General features: G+C 72.5%; 14 protein-coding genes. 11 read left to right on the forward strand and 3 right to left on the reverse strand.

The features are described from left to right. Window positions 1-16: 16 nt before the first annotated feature. Window positions 17-526, forward strand: a complete 510-nt coding sequence (locus FHR36_RS10080) for a GNAT family N-acetyltransferase (protein WP_253795779.1) — start codon at window positions 17-19, stop codon at window positions 524-526. Here the strand turns inward: FHR36_RS10080 and FHR36_RS10085 are convergent. Continuing rightward, the gene (locus FHR36_RS10085; RefSeq protein ID WP_253795780.1) at window positions 499-1,458 is read right to left on the reverse strand and encodes a LysR family transcriptional regulator; all 960 of its coding nucleotides are present in this window, start codon (window positions 1,456-1,458) and stop codon (window positions 499-501) included. The genes FHR36_RS10080 and FHR36_RS10085 overlap by 28 nt on opposite strands. A 176-nt stretch (window positions 1,459-1,634) precedes the next feature. On the opposite strand from FHR36_RS10085, the gene ppk2 reads away from it, so the two are divergent. Further along, window positions 1,635-2,447 (forward strand): polyphosphate kinase 2, encoded by an 813-nt coding sequence (ppk2, locus tag FHR36_RS10090; RefSeq protein ID WP_253795781.1) that lies wholly within the window; start codon window positions 1,635-1,637, stop codon window positions 2,445-2,447. 43 nt (window positions 2,448-2,490) lie between these two features. Further along, the gene (locus tag FHR36_RS10095) at window positions 2,491-3,150 is read left to right on the forward strand and encodes a hypothetical protein (protein ID WP_253795782.1); all 660 of its coding nucleotides are present in this window, start codon (window positions 2,491-2,493) and stop codon (window positions 3,148-3,150) included. A gap of 149 nt (window positions 3,151-3,299) precedes the next feature. On the opposite strand, the gene FHR36_RS10100 is transcribed toward FHR36_RS10095, so the two are convergent. Continuing rightward, window positions 3,300-3,800: a VOC family protein gene (locus FHR36_RS10100; RefSeq protein WP_253795783.1), complete on the reverse strand. Its 501-nt coding sequence runs from the start codon at window positions 3,798-3,800 to the stop codon at window positions 3,300-3,302. Window positions 3,801-3,890: 90 nt separating this feature from the next. Here FHR36_RS10100 and FHR36_RS10105 point away from each other — a divergent pair, with 90 nt between their 5' ends. Beyond that, window positions 3,891-5,240, forward strand: a complete 1,350-nt coding sequence (locus tag FHR36_RS10105) for a replication-associated recombination protein A (RefSeq protein WP_253795784.1) — start codon at window positions 3,891-3,893, stop codon at window positions 5,238-5,240. A 322-nt stretch (window positions 5,241-5,562) separates the two neighbouring features. Further along, window positions 5,563-6,177: a 30S ribosomal protein S4 gene (gene rpsD / locus FHR36_RS10110; protein WP_253795786.1), complete on the forward strand. Its 615-nt coding sequence runs from the start codon at window positions 5,563-5,565 to the stop codon at window positions 6,175-6,177. 70 nt (window positions 6,178-6,247) lie between these two features. On the opposite strand, the gene FHR36_RS10115 is transcribed toward rpsD, so the two are convergent. Then, on the reverse strand, window positions 6,248-8,380 hold the full coding sequence (locus FHR36_RS10115) for an ATP-binding protein (RefSeq protein WP_253795788.1): 2,133 nt from the start codon (window positions 8,378-8,380) through the stop codon (window positions 6,248-6,250). A gap of 251 nt (window positions 8,381-8,631) precedes the next feature. On the opposite strand from FHR36_RS10115, the gene FHR36_RS10120 reads away from it, so the two are divergent. The 6 genes from FHR36_RS10120 to mltG (FHR36_RS10145) all read left to right on the forward strand — a co-directional run bounded on the left by FHR36_RS10120 (window position 8,632) and on the right by mltG (FHR36_RS10145) (window position 15,883). Next, a complete protein-coding gene (locus FHR36_RS10120; RefSeq protein ID WP_253795790.1) occupies window positions 8,632-9,108 on the forward strand; it encodes a DUF948 domain-containing protein in 477 nt (158 codons plus the stop codon). 5 nt (window positions 9,109-9,113) lie between these two features. Beyond that, window positions 9,114-9,533, forward strand: a complete 420-nt coding sequence (locus FHR36_RS10125) for a DUF6167 family protein (protein ID WP_253795792.1) — start codon at window positions 9,114-9,116, stop codon at window positions 9,531-9,533. After that, entirely contained in the window at window positions 9,533-12,202 is a 2,670-nt protein-coding gene (gene alaS, locus FHR36_RS10130) for an alanine--tRNA ligase (RefSeq protein WP_253795794.1), read from the forward strand. Before FHR36_RS10125 ends, alaS begins: the two co-directional genes overlap by 1 nt. After that, window positions 12,202-12,687, forward strand: a complete 486-nt coding sequence (ruvX, locus tag FHR36_RS10135; RefSeq protein WP_253795796.1) for a Holliday junction resolvase RuvX — start codon at window positions 12,202-12,204, stop codon at window positions 12,685-12,687. Before alaS ends, ruvX begins: the two co-directional genes overlap by 1 nt. 84 nt (window positions 12,688-12,771) lie before the next feature. Then, a complete protein-coding gene (mltG, locus tag FHR36_RS10140; protein ID WP_253795798.1) occupies window positions 12,772-13,953 on the forward strand; it encodes an endolytic transglycosylase MltG in 1,182 nt (393 codons plus the stop codon). A gap of 109 nt (window positions 13,954-14,062) precedes the next feature. Beyond that, window positions 14,063-15,883, forward strand: a complete 1,821-nt coding sequence (gene mltG, locus FHR36_RS10145) for an endolytic transglycosylase MltG (RefSeq protein ID WP_253795800.1) — start codon at window positions 14,063-14,065, stop codon at window positions 15,881-15,883. Window positions 15,884-15,889: the final 6 nt, after the last annotated feature.

Consider the following 15,889-nt stretch of genomic DNA (forward strand, 5'->3'; position numbering starts at 1 on the left):
TGAGAGGGGTAGAGGAATGAGCGTGCGCACCAGAGTCGAGCTGCCGTCGGACGCCGCCGAGACCAGACGCGTCCACATGGCGGCCTTCCCCGGCCCCGAGGAGGCCGATCTGGTCGACGCGCTGCGCCGCGACGCCGCCGCGTGGCTGCCGGACCTCTCCCTGGTCGCCGTCGACGAGCGGGACGTGGTGATCGGCCACGCCCTGCTGACCCGGCTGGCGGTCGGCGACGGCCGGGCGCTGGCCCTGGCGCCGGTCGCGGTCGCGCCCGAGTGGCAGCGCAAGGGCGTCGGCACGCTGGTGGTCCGGGCGGCGCTGGACGCCGCCGACGCCGCGGGGGAGCGGCTGGTCGTGGTGCTCGGCGACCCGGGCTACTACGGCCGGTTCGGCTTCGGCCCGGCCTCCCGGCACAAGGTCAGCGGCCCGTTCGAGGTGGCCGAGGGGTACTTCCAGACCCTGCCGCTGGCGGCGTACGACGGCAGCCCGCACGGGGTGTGCCGCTACCCGGCGCCGTTCGCCGCGGTCTGAGCCGCCACCGGCCGAGCGGCCGGGCCGGGCGCCGGCTGCTGCACCGCGATGTGCTCCCGGCAGCTGCGCACGAAGGCCGCCATCGCCGGGGTCAGCGGGCGGCCGAGCGGCCAGTACAGGCCGACCCGGCTGGGGCTCAGCCCGCGCACCGGGCGGTAGACCACGTCCGGCCGGCCGGCGATCCGACTCATCGACTGCGGGGCGAATCCGATGCCCTGCCCGCACGCCACCGCCGCCAGCCACTCGTCCGCGTTGTGCGCCACCGCGCCCACCCGCGCCGGGCGGCCCCGCCGCTCCTCCGCCCCCAGCCAGTAGTCCCGCCAGTGGCCGGCCTCCAGCGGGATCGCCACGAACTCCTCGTCCAGCAGCTCGGCGAAGTCCAACTCCGCCCGCCCGGCCAGCCGGTGGTCGGCCGCCAGCACCGCCCAGCGGTCCTCGGTGCCCAGGTCCGCGCAGTTGTACCGGTCGGTGATCGCCGCCGGCGCGTGCCACAGGGCCAGGTCGATGTCGCCGCTCAGCAGCCCCGACGTCTCGTCGAACCAGTTGTTCTGCCGCATCCGGACCTGCCAGCCCGGCATCCGGCGGGCGAAGTCCTCCACCGTCGTCCGGCCCACCAGATTGATGGTCGAACCCTCGAATCCGACCCGCAGCACCCCGCCCGCCCGGTTGGCCGCCTGCCGGACCGCCCGCACCGTCCCGTCCCAGCCGCCGAGCAGCCCCGACACCCGCGCCGCCAACTCCTCGCCCGCCGGCGTCGGCACCATCCCGGCCCGCGAACGCTCGAACAGCCGCACCCCGAGCTGCTCCTCCAGACGGCGGATCTGCTTGGTCAGCGTCGGCTGGCTGACGTACAGCCGATCGGCCGCAGCCGTCAGCTGGCCCTCCTCGCAGACCGCCGCGAAGTAGCGCAGCAGCCGGGTGTCGACGTCCATGCCCCCAGGCTATGGAAGGGGTAATTGGACCCGGCGGGCAGGGTGCACCAGAGTTGTTCGGTCAACACGGGGGAAGCCGGCACCGGCGGTACGGGGGGCTGCCGGTTCCGGTCTCCGCTGTGCTCGCTGCCGTAGCCTGAGGCATCGTCAGTGCAACGGTGAGCGGAGGGCGCACGGTGGCGGACCCCAGGAAGAGGAACCGGCTGCCCAAGCGGCTGTACGAGACCGAGCTGCTGCGCCTGCAGCACGAGCTCGTGAAGCTCCAGGAATGGGTGCGCGCCGAGGGCGTCCGGCTGGTCGTGGTCTTCGAGGGCCGGGACGCCGCCGGCAAGGGCGGGGCGATCAAGCGGGTCAGCGAGTACCTCAACCCCCGCGTCGCCCGGATCGCCGCCCTCCCCGCCCCCACCGAACGCCAGCGCGGCCAGTGGTACTTCCAGCGCTACGTCGAACACCTCCCGGCCGCCGGCGAGATCGTGCTGTTCGACCGCTCCTGGTACAACCGGGCCGGCGTCGAACGGGTCATGGGCTTCTGCACCGACGAGGAGTACCGGCAGTTCCTCCACCAGTGCCCCACCTTCGAACGGATGCTGACCGAGGCCGGGATCCTGCTGCGCAAGTACTGGTTCTCGGTCAGCGACGTGGAACAGGAACGCCGCTTCCAGGACCGCCTCCAGGACCCCATGCGGCAGTGGAAGCTCTCCCCGATGGACGTCGAGTCGCTCACCCGCTGGGAGGACTACTCCCGGGCCAAGGACGACATGTTCGTCCACACCGACATCCCCGAGGCGCCCTGGTACGTCGTCGAGAGCGACGACAAACGGCGCGCCCGGCTCAACATGATCGCCCACCTGATCGCCTCCGTCCCCTACCGCGAGGTCGCCCGCCGGGCCGTCGAACTGCCGCCCCGCCCGCCCTCCCGCGGCTACCGGCGCCCCCCGCGCGACAGCCAGACCTACGTCCCCGACCACGCGGCGACGCTGAGCGTTTGACTGCGGGTCGGGGCGGGCGTGCGATGGAAGGTGGGCGGGGCGGGTGCCGGACGCCCGCGCCGCGGCGGACCTGGACGGAGGCGTTGCCATGTACGTCCGCACCATCTACATGACCGGTGACCCGGCGCTCGCCGACAAGACGCTCGAAGGGCTCAAAGCCGAATCGGTCGCCCTGCTCTCCGGCCAGGCCGGCTACCGGGGATTCAGCATCTTCTCCGACCGGCAGCTCGGCAAGATCCTGCTCGGCTCGTGGTGGGACACCGCACAGCACGAGCGGGACAGCTACGCCGCCCTGCGCGACCAGCGGCAGGAACTGCTGGCCGTTTTCGGCGGCACCATCACCGTGGACAGCTGGGAGGCCGCGGTCGCCCGCCGCGGCGACGCACCGCCCGGGGCGGGGTTCCGGCTGGTGCGGATCGGATTCGACCCGGCGGGGGTCGACCGGCTGGTCAACGCGGTCGAGACGACCGCGATCCCCGGGCTGGAGGCGATGGACGGGTTCGTCGGCGGAGCGCTGCTCATCGACCGGACGCGCGGCATCGGGAGCGTCGGTGCGATCTTCCGTGACCGTGCCGCGCTCGACGCCTCCCGCGGACCGCAGGCGCAGCTGCGGTCGCGGGCGTCGGAGGCGGGGGGCGCGCGGGTGCTGGGCCTGGAGGAATTCGACGTCGAACTCCTCGACCGACCGCACCTCAACCTGTAGGGGCTCGGGGAACTGCGAGGCCCGAGGGCAACCCCAGGGGCTCGGGGAACTGCGAGGCCCACCCCTGGTGGGGCGAGCCGGACGGCGGGCGGACGGGAGGCTGCCGGCCCGTGCCTTCCGCTGCGCGCAGTTCCCCGCGCCCCTTGTGGCTAGGTTGCGGAGCCGGCGGCGGAGCCGGTGGCGAGGTCGGGGCCCCAGCGGTCGAGGGATTCGGTGAGGTCGAGGGGGCCGGGCTTGGCGTCGGAGTCGGCGGCGGGCCAGTCCTCGCGGGGGACGCGCCACATCAGCTCGAACTCGTTGCCGTCCGGATCCTTCGCGTAGAAGGACTTGGACACCAGGTGGTTGGTCGACCCGACAAGCGCGCCGCGCTCGGCGAGCTTGCGGCCGATCGCGGCCAGTTCGCCGAGCGTCCCGACCTCCCAGGCGAGGTGGTAGAGGCCGACCCGGCCCTGTTCGGGGCCGGGGGCGTCGGCGCCGATCGCGAAGAGCCCGAGGTCGTGGTCGTTGAGGCTGCCAGGGGCGGAGAGGAAGGCGGCGCGGCCGGGGATCAGGTGGTCGACCTGGAAGCCGAAGACGTCGGCGTAGAACTCCACCGAGCGGTCGACGTCGCGGATCCAGAGCACCGCGTGGTTGAGACGGCGTACAGACATGCCACCACCCTAACCCGATCCAGTTCAAATTCGAACTACAGCCCGGAAGTGCCCCGGAAGTCCGTCGGCGGCCTCGCATAGGCTTTGCCCGTGGACGAACCCGACCTCTTCACCGCCGCCGCCGAGGAACGCCAGGCCGCCGAGCCGGGGCGGGCGCCGCTCGCCGTACGGATGCGGCCCCGCACCCTGGACGAGGTCGCCGGCCAGCGCCAGCTGCTGAAGGACGGGTCGCCGCTGCGCCGCCTGGTGGCCGGCTCCCGCGGCCCGGCCGCGACCAGCTCGGTGATCCTCTGGGGTCCGCCCGGCACCGGGAAGACCACGCTGGCGCATGTGATCAGCCAGGCCGTCGAGGGCCGGTTCGTCGAGCTGTCGGCGATCACCCACGGCGTGAAGGAGGTCCGCGCGGTGATCGACGGGGCCCGCCGGGCGGTGGGGATGAGCGGCCGCGAGACGGTGCTGTTCCTGGACGAGATCCACCGCTTCTCCAAGGCGCAGCAGGATTCGCTGCTGCCGGCGGTGGAGAACCGCTGGGTCACCCTGATCGCGGCGACCACGGAGAACCCGTACTTCTCGGTGATCTCGCCGCTGCTGTCGCGCTCGCTGCTGCTGACCCTGGAGTCGCTGACCGACGAGGACGTCCGGGCGCTGCTGCGCCGGGCAGTGGCGGACGAGCGCGGGCTGGCCGGCAGTGTGGAGCTGACCGCGGAGGCGGAGGACCACCTGGTGCGGCTGGCGGGCGGGGACGCGCGGCGGGCGCTGACCACGCTGGAGGCGGCGGCCGGGGCGGCGATCGAGAAGGGCGAGCGGGAGCTGACCCTGGCCACCACGGAGACGGCGGTGAACCAGGCGGCGGTCCGCTACGACAAGGACGGCGACCAGCACTACGACGTTGCCAGCGCGCTGATCAAGTCGATCCGCGGCAGCGACGTGGACGCCACCCTGCACTACCTGGCCCGGATGATCGAGGCGGGGGAGGACCCGCGGTTCATCGCCCGGCGGCTGATGATCTCGGCCAGCGAGGACGTCGGACTGGCCGATCCGACGGCGCTGCAGACGGCCGTGGCGGCGGCCCAGGCGGTGGCGCTGATCGGCTTCCCGGAGGCGCGGATCATCCTGTCCCAGGCGGCGATCGCGCTGGCGCTGGCGCCCAAGTCCAACGCGGCGTACCTGGCGATCGACGCGGCGCTGGCCGACGTCCGGCAGGGCCTGGCGGGCGCGGTGCCGCCGCATCTGCGGGACGCGCACTACGGGGGTGCGGGGAAGCTCGGCCACGGCAAGGGCTACCGGTACCCGCACGACCTGCCGGAGGGCATCGCCGCCCAGCAGTACGCGCCGGACGCGGTGCACGGCAAGGAGTACTACCGGCCGACCCGGCGCGGCGGGGAGGCCAGGTACGCGGACATCGTGGAGTGGACCCGGGGCCGGCTCAGGGGCGAGTAGACCACCTGTAGACTGTCAGGCGAGTGTCCCGGGTTCGGCGGGCGGACGTGAGTCCGGCCGACCGGCCGCACCAGCGGGGCACCGGTCCGAGGGGCCGTCGCAGGACGGCGCCTCCAGGAGCGTCGCGCACCGGTCATTCGGTGTCGCGGGCAGCCCACCACCTCTGCGGTCGGTGGGCCGTTCGTGTGCAAGCACATAGTGCCCGGCCTCGGAGAGCGGCTGACCACCCGGTGACGGGCGGTTTTTCTCCGGGTCGCGAGAAGCGGCCTCCGTCAACACCTGGTGAAGCCGTATTCGCAAAACCGAAAGAGGTAATGGTTCCATGGCGAACCAGAAGCGCCCCAAGGTCAAGATCGCTCGCGCCCTTGGCGTTCCGCTGACCCCGAAGTCCGTCAAGTACTTCGAGGCCCGCCCGTACCCGCCCGGCCAGCACGGCCGTGGCCGCAAGCAGAACTCTGACTACAAGGTCCGTCTGACCGAGAAGCAGCGTCTGCGCGCCCAGTACGACCTCAGCGAGAAGCAGATGGCTCGCGCGTTCGAGGCCGCCAAGAAGGTCGAAGGCAAGACCGGTGAGGCGCTCGTCGGCCTGCTCGAGGTCCGCCTCGACTCGCTGGTCCTGCGTTCGGGCATCGCCCGCACGATCTACCAGGCCCGCCAGATGGTCGTGCACGGTCACATCGAGGTCAACGGCAGCAAGGTCAACAAGCCGTCGTTCCAGATGAAGCCGGGCTACGTCGTCACGGTCAAGGAGAAGTCGAAGGAGAAGGTTCCCTTCCAGGTGGCTCGCGAGGGCGGCAACGCCGGCGAGGGCCAGACCCCGAAGTACCTCGAGGTCAACCTGAAGGCCCTGGCCTTCCGTCTGGACCGCGCGCCGCAGCGTCGCGAGGTTCCGGTCGTCTGCGACGAGCAGCTGGTCGTCGAGTACTACTCGCGCTGACCCGCGAGCGGAAGCCCCCGTACGGCCCTCGGGCCGTACGGGGGCTTCCCCGTTCCCGGGGTCCGGCGGGTCAGCGGGCCGGGACGGGGGAGGGCCGGGCCGGGGGCCGCGGGCCCGAGCGGCCCTCGCCGCCGGCGCCGGGCGGTCCGGGCAGTTCGCCGCCGAGCGCCCGGCGGACGGCCGCGTCCAGGCCGAGCCCGGTGCCCAGCCGGAAGGCGTCGGTGAACTCCTGGGCGGTCAGCCCCGCGCGGGCCCGCTGCTCGCACTCGCGGTGCGGCCCGCCGAAGGTGCGCGAGCCGAAGAACGGGGTGCCGACCGCCTGCCACAGCCGGTGCGCCGCGCCCTGCAGCACCCGGGCCTCGACCAGGTCGGCGTCCGGCCCCTCGGTCTCCAGCAGGGCCAGCACGTCCATGGCCAGCACGATCCCGAGCAGGTCGCGGAAGAGGTGGTTGAGCCGGACGCACTCCCGGGCGAAGGCGCGGGCCAGCCGGATCTCGCCGCCCGCCCACTTCGAGTACGCCATCGCGTAGAGCCCGTAGGCGTACGCCCACTGCTCCCCGTGCTCCTCGCAGATCTCCCGCACCCGGTCGATCCAGAGGTCGCCGCGCTCGGTGTCGCCGAGGAACAGGTACGCGACGCCCAGCTCGAACATCGCCATCAGGACGTTGCTGTTGAGCTCGCCGATGGTGTTGTAGTGCCAGAGCGCCTCCTCGAACAGCTCGGCCGCCCGCTGCGGCTCGTCGCCGATCAGCGCCGCGCAGCCCTGGCGGTGCACCGCGTAGGCCAGCGCCCGGTCGTCGCCGGTGTCCAGGGCCTGGCGGCGGCACTCCTCGAGGGCGGGCCGGGCCCGGACCAGGTCGCCCTGGAGGGTGGCCATGTACCCGGTGACCCAGAGCGCCTTGGCCCGCGCCCCGGTGGGTTCGGGGGCCAGCGCGAGGGCCCGGTCGAGCCAGTGCCGGCCCTCGCCGAGGTGGCCGGAGCCGACCCAGTAGAACCAGAGGGTGCCGGCCAGGACCAGGGCGAGCTGCTCCTCGCCCGGTTCGGTGAGGCAGAACTCCAGGGCGGCGCGCAGGTTGGCGTGGGCGAGCCGGGTGCGTTCGGCGGTCTCGGCCTGGCGCGGGCCGAACCACTCGACCTCGCCCCAGGTGGCCACCCCGAGGTACCAGTCGCGGTGGCGGCAGAGCAGCCGGTGCTCGTCGCCGCCGGCCCGCAGCCACTGGGCGCCGTACTCGCGGAGGGTGTCGAGCATCCGGAACCGGACCGCGGACGGGTCGCCGTCGCGCAGCAGGACGGACTTGTCGACCAGGGAGTCGACGAGGTCGAGGACCTCGTCGGCCTCCAGGCCCTCGCCGGCGCAGACGTACTCGGCGGCGTCCAGGTCGAAGCCGCCCGCGAAGACCGAGAGGCGGGCCCAGATTAAACGTTCCTGCATCGAGCAGAGCTCGTGACTCCAGCCGATCGTGGTGCGCAGCGTCTGGTGCCGCGGGGGAGCGGTCCGCCAGCCGCCGGTGAGCACCCGGAAGCGGTCGTCCAGCCGGGCCGTGATCTGCTCGACGGAGAGCGCGCGCAGCCGTCCGGCGGCCAGCTCGACGGCCAGCGGGATGCCGTCCAGCCGGCGGCAGAGCAGTGAGACCTCGGCGCGGTTGGCGGCGGTGATCCGGAAGTCCGGCAGCACGGCCGCGGCCCGGTCGGCGAACAGCGCCACCGCCTCCGCCTCGGTGCCCGGCGCGGCCGGCTCGGCGGAGAGCGGGGCCAGCAGTACCAGGTGCTCGCCCGGCACCCGCAGCGACTGCCGGCTGGTGGCCAGCACCTTCAGGCCGGGCACCGCGCGCAGCAGGACGTCCACCAGCTCGGCGCACGCCTCGACCAGGTGCTCGCAGCCGTCCAGCACCAGCAGCAGGCGGCGGTCGGCGAGCTGCTCGACCAGCACGTCCAGCGGCGGGCGGGCGGTGTGGTCGGTCAGCCGCAGGGCCTCCAGCACCGCGTGGCCCAGCAGCAGCGGGTCCTGCACCGCGCCGACCTCGGCCAGCCAGGCGCCGTCCGCGTGCCCGGCGGCCGCGGCGGCGGCCGCCCGCAGCGCCAGCCTGCTCTTGCCGACCCCGCCCGGGCCGGTCACCGTGACCAGCCGGGACTCCTCCAACAGGCCGTCCACCGCTCGGAGTTCGGCCTCGCGACCGATGAAGCGGGAGACCTCGGCAGGCAATCTGCCCCGGCCGGGCACCCCCGGCGACCCACTCGACATGACGCCCCCGTCACTGGGAAATGGAAACCGCAGGCCCGCGGTGCCGCGAGCCCCTCCCCCCAACGAGGTGACCGGGCGGAGGGTTACGCACCGTGTTCGCACGCGTTCGGACGCCGGGCCGGGCGTCGTTACCGACGTCGGGGCGCTCCGCGACTGGCCGTATCCGATAGGGTTCGGTTCCGAGGAGAAGAAGAGGCGAGGGAGCGCGCAAGGTGTCCGTGGGTGAGCTGGCCGGGCTGCTGGTGGCCGTCTTCTGGGCGGTGCTGGTGACCCTGCTCGCCGTGGTCCTGGTGCGGCTCTCCAAGGTCCTCCGCGAAGCCACCGTGCTGGTCTCCGCCGTCACCGAGCAGGCCGTGCCGCTGCTGACCGACGCCTCCGCCGCCGTGCGCAGCGCCAACGAGCAGCTCGAGCGGGTCGACGAGATCACCGCCAACGTCCAGGACGCGGCGGCCAACGCCAACGCCCTGTCCTCCACCGTCGCCGCCACCCTGGGCGGCCCGCTGGTGAAGATGGCCGCGTTCAGCTACGGCGTCCGCAAGGCCGTCTCCAAGCAGCAGGCCGGGGTGACGCTCCCGCAGCAGCCCGCCGAGCGCGACGCACTGGCCCGGATGATCCGCGCCGAGGTGCGCGCGGCGACCGCGCCCCGCGGCGGCCTGGTGTCCCGCATCCGGCGAGCCGTGAGGGGCTGACGACCGTGGTACGACGCATCTTCTGGATGGCGGTCGGCGCCGGCGCCGCCGTGTGGGCCATGAACAAGGCCAACGAGGCCGTGCACCGGATGACCCCTGACAGCCTGTCGGGCACCGCCGCCCGCGGCGCGCTCCAGCTCGGCGACGCCGCCAAGCGCTTCGCGCACGACGTCCGCGCCGGCATGGCCGAGCGCGAGGCCGAGCTGCGCTCCGACCTCGGCCTGGACGGCACCGCCGTGGTCGAGCCCCCGTCCCGCCGGCGAGCTCTGCGTGGCGAGCCCACCTACCGAGCTATCTCGGCGGCCCCGGGCTCCCCGGCGGCCGCCGTCCCCCAGACGCGAAACACCCCCCAAGCCATCGATGCGAAGACCCCGCGGCGCCAGGCGCTGCCGGGCAGCACGAACAACCGGAAGGACCACCACTGATGGAGTCGGCAGAGATCCGCCGCCGCTGGCTGCGCTTCTTCGAGGAGCGCGGCCACACCGTCGTACCGTCGGCCTCGCTGGTCGCCGACGACCCGACCCTCCTGCTGGTCAACGCCGGCATGGTGCCGTTCAAGCCCTACTTCCTGGGCGAGGTCAAGCCGCAGTACTCCCGCGCCACCTCGGTGCAGAAGTGCGTGCGCACCCTGGACATCGAAGAGGTCGGCAAGACCACCCGCCACGGGTCCTTCTTCCAGATGTGCGGCAACTTCTCCTTCGGCGACTACTTCAAGGAAGGCGCCATCAGGTTCGCGTGGGAGCTGCTCACCACGCCCGTCGCCGACGGCGGCTACGGACTTGAGAAGGAGAAGCTCTGGATCACCGTCTACAAGGACGACGACGAGGCCGAGCAGATCTGGCGCGACGTCATCGGCGTCCCGTCCGAGCGCATCCAGCGCCTCGGCATGAAGGACAACTTCTGGTCGATGGGCGTCCCCGGCCCGTGCGGCCCGTGCTCGGAGATCAACTACGACCGCGGCCCCGCGTACGGCGAGGAGGGCGGCCCGGCGGTCAACGGCGAGCGCTACCTGGAGATCTGGAACCTGGTCTTCATGCAGTACGAGCGCGGCCACGGCGACGGCAAGGACGGCTTCGAGATCCTCGGCGACCTGCCGAGCAAGAACATCGACACCGGCCTCGGCCTGGAGCGCCTCGCCGCCATCCTGCAGGACGTCGACAACCTCTTCGAGATCGACACCAGCCGGATGATCCTCGACCGCGCCGCCGAGCTCACCGGCCACACCTACGGCCGCGACCACAAGTCGGACGTCTCGCTGCGCGTGGTCACCGACCACTTCCGCACCGCGCTGATGCTGGTCGGCGACGGCGTCACCCCCGGCAACGAGGGCCGCGGCTACGTGCTGCGCCGCATCCTGCGCCGCGCGATCCGCAACATGCGCATGCTGGGTGCCACGGAGCCGGTGGCCAAGGAGCTCATCGACATCTCCATCAAGGCGATGGCTCCGCAGTACCCGGAGCTGGAGACCGACCGCAAGCGCATCGAGACGGTCGTGGTCGCCGAGGAGAACGCCTTCCTGCAGACCCTGAAGTCCGGCACCAGCCTGCTGGACGCGGCCATCACCGAGACCAAGCAGTCCGGCGGCGCGGTGCTCTCCGGCGACCAGGCGTTCAAGCTGCACGACACCTACGGCTTCCCGATCGACCTGACCCTGGAGATGGCCGAGGAGCAGGGCCTCCAGGTCGACGAGACCGGCTTCCGCCGCCTGATGCAGGCGCAGCGGGACGCCGCCAAGGCGGACGCCAAGAAGAAGAAGATGGGCCACGCGGACGTCGCCGCGTACCGCGAGGTGGCCGACAAGTCCGGCGCGTCCGTCTTCACCGGCTACACCGCCACCGAGGGCGAGGCCACCGTGGTCGGCCTGCTGGTGAACGGCGTCCCGGCGCCGGCCGCCACCGAGGGCGACGAGGTCGAGATCATCCTCGACCGCACCCCGTTCTACGCCGAGGGCGGCGGCCAGCTCGCCGACCACGGCCGGATCCGGCTGGACTCCGGCGCGGTCGTGGAGATCCGCGACGTGCAGCAGCCGGTCCCGGGCGTCACCGTGCACTCCGGCGGCGTGCTGTTCGGCGAGGTCGTGCTCGGCGCGTCCGCGTACGCGACGATCGACATCGACCGCCGCCGCGCGGTCTCCCGCGCCCACTCGGCCACCCACCTGACCCACCAGGCACTGCGCGACGCGCTCGGCCCGACGGCCGCCCAGGCCGGCTCCGAGAACGCGCCGGGCCGCTTCCGCTTCGACTTCGGCTCGCCGACCGCCGTTCCCGGCTCGGTGCTGACCGACGTGGAGCAGAAGATCAACGAGGTGCTGGTCCGCGAGCTGGACGTCACCGCCGAGGTCATGACGATGGACCAGGCCCGCAAGCAGGGCGCCATCGCGATGTTCGGCGAGAAGTACGGCGACTCGGTCCGCGTGGTCACCATCGGCGACTTCTCCAAGGAGCTGTGCGGCGGCACGCACGTCGGCAACACCGCCCAGCTGGGCCTGGTGAAGCTGCTCGGCGAGTCCTCGATCGGCTCCGGCGTGCGCCGCGTCGAGGCGCTGGTCGGCGTGGACGCGTACAAGTTCCTGGCCCGTGAGCACACCGTGGTCGCCCAGCTCACCGAGCTGGTCAAGGGCCGCCCGGAGGAGCTGCCGGAGAAGATCTCGGGCATGCTCACCAAGCTCAAGGACGCCGAGAAGGAGATCGAGCGCTTCCGCGCCGAGAAGGTCCTCGCGGCGGCCGCCGGTCTCGCCGAAGGCGCCGAGGACGTCCGCGGCGTGGCGCTGGTCGCCGCCCGGGTCGCCGACGGCGTGGGCGCGGACGAGCTGCGCAAGCTGGTGCTGGACGTGCGCGGCCGGCTGGGCTCCCGCCCGGCCGTGGTCGCCGCCTTCACCGTGGCGAACGACCGCCCGCTGACCGTGATCGCCACCAACGAGGACGCCCGCGGCCGCGGTGTGAAGGCCGGCGAGCTGGTCCGGGTGGCGGCGAAGACCCTCGGCGGCGGCGGTGGCGGCAAGGACGACGTCGCCCAGGGCGGCGGCACCGACGCGGGTGCGGTCGCCGCGGCGATCGAGGCCGTGCGGGCGCTGGTCGCGGAGCGCGCGAGCTGATGAGCGACGCGTTCGAGGAGAAGGTCTTCCGGCGGGGCCGACGGATCGCCGTCGACGTGGGTGACGCCCGGATCGGGGTCGCGTCCTGCGACCCCGACGGGCTGATCGCCACGCCGGTGGAGACCGTCCCGGCCGGGGGCCGCTCCCAGGCGCGGCTCAAGGAGATCGTCGAGGAGTACGACGCCATCGAGGTGGTGGTCGGCCTGCCCCGCTCGCTGAGCGGCAAGGAGGGGCCGGCCGCCGCCAAGGTCCGGGCGTACGCGGGGCGGCTGGCCGCGCTGATCGCCCCGGTCGCGGTGCGGCTGGTCGACGAGCGGATGACCACGGTGACCGCCGCCCAGGGCCTGCGGGCCTCCGGACGGTCGAGCAAGAAGGGCCGCTCGGTGATCGACCAGGCGGCCGCGGTGGTGATCCTGCAGAGCGCGCTTGAGACCGAACGGGTGAGCGGCCGCGCGCCCGGCGAGAGTGTCGAGCCGGTCGTCTGACCGGTCGGGGTTAGCTTCCCTCTGGGGGCCCGTGCGGACGCGTTCGCACGGGCCCCCGACCGTTGTCGGCCGCGGAGGGCTGCGTTGACCGATCCGTACACCACGCCCGGACTCACCCCCGGCCACCTCGGCGCGCCGGCGGCGGAGCCCGACGGCGCGCCGCCCGGACGGCCGTACGGGGTGGACGCGCCGGACCTCGGCCGAGCCCGTACCGGCGCGGCCTGCTGCCTGAGCGTGCTGGGCGTGCTCGGGGTCGCCGGACTCTTCGCCCTCGTGGTGCTGCTGCTCTGGCCCGCCGACACGCCGCCGGCCGCGGACTTCGCCGGGAACGGCACCGGCAGCGTCCAGGTCTCGGTCGCCCAGGGCGCCACCATCACCCAGATCGGCCGGACCCTGGAGAGCAACGGTGTGGTGGCCAGCATCCGGGCCTTCACCCTGGCCGCCGCCAGCAGCCCGGCGGGCGACCGGATCCAGCCCGGGACCTACACCCTCAAGCAGAAGATGTCCGCCGTCTCCGCGCTCAACGTGCTGCTCGACCCGAGCAACGCCAACGCGCTGACCATCCCCGAGGGCTGGCGCGCCACCCAGGTCTACGCCGCCGTCGACGACCGGCTGAAACTCGCCGCCGGCACCACCAAGGCCACCGCCGAGCAGCACCTGGCCGACCTCGGCCTGCCGGCCGCCGCCGGCGGCCACGTCGAAGGGTTCCTGTTCCCCGCCACGTATCCCGTCACCGGTGAGACCACGCCGCTCGCCCTGCTGCAGCAGATGGTCAAGGAGGCGAGTAGCCGCTACGGGGTCGACGACATGAACAGCGCCGCGCAGGCCAACGGTGTCACTCCCTACGGAGTGTTCGCCGTCGCCAGCCTCGCCCAGGCCGAGGCCGACAATCCGGACGACATGGCCCGGGTCGCCCGGGTGATCTACAACCGGCTGCGCCGCTCCATGCCGCTGCAGCTCGACTCGACCATCAACTACGCGCTCGGCCGGGCCACCCTCACCACCACCGACGCCGACACCAGGACCGACTCGCCCTTCAACACCTACCTGCACGGCGGGCTGCCGCCGACCCCGATCGGCAATCCGGGCCGTGACGCACTGCGCGCCGCCATGCATCCCGCGGACGGCGACTGGCTCTATTTCGTCACCGTCAAACCCGGCGACACCCGGTTCACCGACAGCGCGGAACAGCAGGCCAAGAACGTCGCGGAGTTCAACGCCTACCGCGCCCAGCAGAGTTCCTCACCCAGCGCACCGGGCCGCTGACGTCGGGTGGGCTGGGCTTTTTGCCATGCTGCGGTACGGTAACGTCTCCCACCGAGTGCTGCCGTAGCACGCCGGTTCGACACGTGGCCGGGACTCTGTAAGGGGATCGATGACCGATCAGAGCGGGCGCTTCGCAGCCCAGGGCGACCAGCCGTGGTACCCGGAACAGCAGCAGTACGGCTACCAGGAGCAGCACACCGGCTCCTGGCAGGTTCCGGCCGACGGCACCTACGCGCAGCAGCAGTACGGCCAGCAGGGCTACCCGCAGCAGGGCGGCTACGGCGGCGGACAGCAGCAGTACGCCCAGCAGCAGTACGGTCAGCAGGGCTACCCGCAGCAGCAGGGCGGCTACCCGCAGCAGGGCTTCAACCAGCAGCACCAGCAGCAGGGCTACCAGCAGCCGGTGCAGCAGCAGATGCCGCAGCAGCCGATGCAGGGCCAGGGCCAGGGCCAGGGCCAGCCCGGCCAGGGCCGGCCGATGCCGGGCCAGGGCATGCCGCAGCAGATGCAGCCGATGCAGCAGACCGGTCAGCAGCCGGTGGTCCAGCCGCAGCAGGGTGTACGGCAGCAGCCGCCGATGCGTCCGCAGGCGGCGCGCCAGCAGCCCGCCGCCCCTGCCGCCCCCGCCGGTCCCGGTCCGGACGGCATCGACTGGGAGGCCGAGGCCGCCGCGCTCGACTCCCCGGCCGAGGAGGCGGAGCTCTGGGAGGACGAGGAGTTCGCCGACGGCGTGGACGACGAGGTCGCCGCCGAGGAGGGTGAGGACGCCTCCTTCTTCGGCGGCGAGGAGGACACCTCCCGCGAGGCCGAGCGCAAGCGCAAGGAGAAGGGCAAGAAGGCCGGCCGCCGCAACGGCGGCGCCTGCCTGGTGGTCGCGCTCGTCCTGCTCGGCGGCGTGGCCGGCGCCGGCTGGTGGGGCTACGGCATCTACCAGAGCCACTTCGGCCCGCCGCCGGACTACTCCGGCGAGGGCAGCGGCTCGGTCAACATCATCATCAAGGAGGGCGCCACCGGTGAGGCGATGGCCCTCGCGCTGAAGAACGCCGACGTGATCAAGAGCGTCAAGGCCTTCACCAACGCGTACGGCAAGAACCCCAAGGCCAACACCATCCAGCCCGGCACGTACACGATGCACCACCAGATGTCCGGACAGGCGGCGGTGCAGGAGCTCGTCGAGTCCAACGGCGGCAACGTGCTGATCATCTCCGAGGGCAAGAAGGCCACCGACATCTACGCGGCCATCGACGCCAAGCTGAAGCTGCAGAAGGGCGCCACGGCGACCATCGCCAAGGACCAGGTGGCCAACCTCGGCCTCCCGGCGTACGCGCAGGGCAACCTGGAGGGCTTCCTCTACCCGACCCGGTACTCGATCACCGAGGGCATGAAGCCCGAGGACCTGCTCAAGCAGATGGTCGCCAACGCCACCCAGCACTACCAGGACCTCAAGCTCGACGAGGGCGCCCAGAAGATCGGCCTGAAGAACGGCTACGAGGTCATCATCGAGGCCAGCATCCTCCAGGCCGAGGGCAACAACTCGGCCGACTTCGGGAAGATGGCGCGGGCGATGTACAACCGCCTCAACACCAACGCCGGGCCGCCCAAGGGCACCTGGGGCCGGCTGGAGCTGGACACCACCCTGCAGTACGAGCTGGGGCGCACCAACTTCACGCAGGCGGAGCACGACAAGGACACCCCGTACAACACGTACAAGCGCAAGGGCCTGCCGCCGACCCCGATCTCCAACCCCGGCGACGAGGCGATCAAGGCCGTCCTGAACCCGACCCCGGGCGACTGGGTCTACTGGATCGCGATGAACCCGCAGGAGACCCGGTTCGCCGCCACCTGGGACGACCACCTGAAGAACGTCCAGGAGTGGTGCACCGGCCAGGGCAAGGGCTTCGACCAGAAGGCCGGTCAGTGCAGCAAGTGAGGACCG

The sequence above is a fragment of the Kitasatospora cinereorecta genome (genome assembly GCF_024172095.1).
Lineage (GTDB): Bacteria > Actinomycetota > Actinomycetes > Streptomycetales > Streptomycetaceae > Kitasatospora > Kitasatospora cinereorecta.